Consider the following 1,742-nt stretch of genomic DNA (forward strand, 5'->3'; position numbering starts at 1 on the left):
GGGCGGGCGTGGTGTTGGCGGGGGCGTAGATCTTGAGCGAAGTCGGGCCCGCTCCCGTTCCCAGGATGGCCGCATTCCCCGGTGGGACGCTGCCGCCCGCGGCCGACGCCACGTTCATCTTGATCTTCAGGGGGCCGGTCTGCGCCGGAATGGTGATGTTCTGGCTGCCCATGATCGGCGTGAACGTCGCCGGATGGATGTGGGGCGGGATGTTGTCGACCGTCAGCGTCGTCGTCTCGGCGCCGTAGACCTTGGAGACCGCGTACGCGTTGGCGCTGGTCGTCGACTGGCCCGAACCGATGGCCGTGCGCCCCGACAGGTTCGGCAGTCCGAACGTGCCTTTCTTCATATCGCCGCCATACGTAGTGGCGATGAGGGAGAACACGGCCTGATACTGCTGGATGTTCAAGATCTGGCCTCGACATGTCAGCCATCCCCTCGGCGCCCAATCGAAGGGGACCATGAAGATCATGCCCGTCATCGCGTCCATGATAAAATTCCTTCGATGTCTTGCGCCGCGCAGCATGGTGGAGCAGAATCGGATCGGTTCTCGATTCCAACTCGTCTGGCGCGGAAACTGGTAGAATGCGACCACGTCTCTTCGCAAGTGGCGGATTTTGGAAAACATATTACCGCGGATAGGCGGATCGAACCAAGGTGAATTGGCACCAATATTGTTGCGGCTTTACATTGCTGTTGCGTTGAAGCGGATTTCTGGCGATCGGGCCGCCGCTTTGCCCGCAAGGATGTCGGCACGACCCGGCCTGCTCGCTGCGGCTGGGGGTGGTCCGATTCGTGAAGACATGGCGCCGGGATGAGGGAGGATCTCCTTCATCGATGGATGTGATCGGCTGGGATGACATTGGTTCGGACGAGAGGCGCGTATTATATTTTATATAAATTGACATTTACTATAAAACATACATGTGATATTCTAGTTATTGAAATTCCTCAAATATATATATGAACAAAAAACTTTCTCAGGCTATAATATAAGATAACTAGTAGGATATTTTGTTATATCATGGCGTTGCGACCATGGCAAAGATGCAACTATCCGTGCCCTATCTCGTCTACCGTAAGGGGAAAAAAGATTTTATGCCTTCCATAGGCCGCCTCCGGCTGGCAGGTTGCCTGAAGCGCCGACGTGATGATGAGACTCGCCCGAGCGGGTCGCGCACCGAGGCGGGGTGCGACAAATTAATATCGAGGTGCCGCTATGGCGGAAGTGCTTATCACTTTTTCTGGAACGAGTTCATTCAGCGCTAGCGATGGTTATGAGGCATATTTCGGCGCTAGCACGGCAGATAGCAATTATATCGGGACTTTCGTTGGGGCCAACACCGATAACGGCACCGGAGTTTTTAGATATACTTATCAGTTTATAGCGGACGAGACCTCCTCTGCTGCAACGGCTTCCAGTTATACCGTAAGACGGGCCGCTGGCGAGACGGTGACCGATGCCCCGGGCGGCGGGTCGTCGACGTTCACGTCGGGGGGCAGCTTTCTCGCTCTGTCTGTTACCCGGGTGACCCTGACTGCCGGTCCGACCGGTGAGACGGGTCCGACCGGCGCCACGGGTGCGACCGGCGCCACGGGTGCGACCGGCGCGGGTGCGACGGGTCCGACCGGTGCCACGGGCGCGACCGGCTCTACGGGTGCGACCGGCGCCACGGGTGCGACCGGCGCGGGTGCGACGGGTCCGACCGGTGCCACGGGCGCGACCGGCTCTACGGGTCCGA

The 1,742-nt window shown here is 58.7% G+C and carries 1 protein-coding gene; it reads right to left on the reverse strand.

All coding sequences use genetic code 11. The features are described from left to right. The coding region (locus tag VQ03_RS28830) for a phage tail protein (RefSeq protein ID WP_048454363.1) at nt 1-490 on the reverse strand (490 nt) is incomplete at its 3' end. Nucleotides 491-1,742 lie beyond the last annotated feature (1,252 nt).

This window comes from Methylobacterium tarhaniae, assembly GCF_001043955.1.
Taxonomy (GTDB): domain Bacteria; phylum Pseudomonadota; class Alphaproteobacteria; order Rhizobiales; family Beijerinckiaceae; genus Methylobacterium; species Methylobacterium tarhaniae.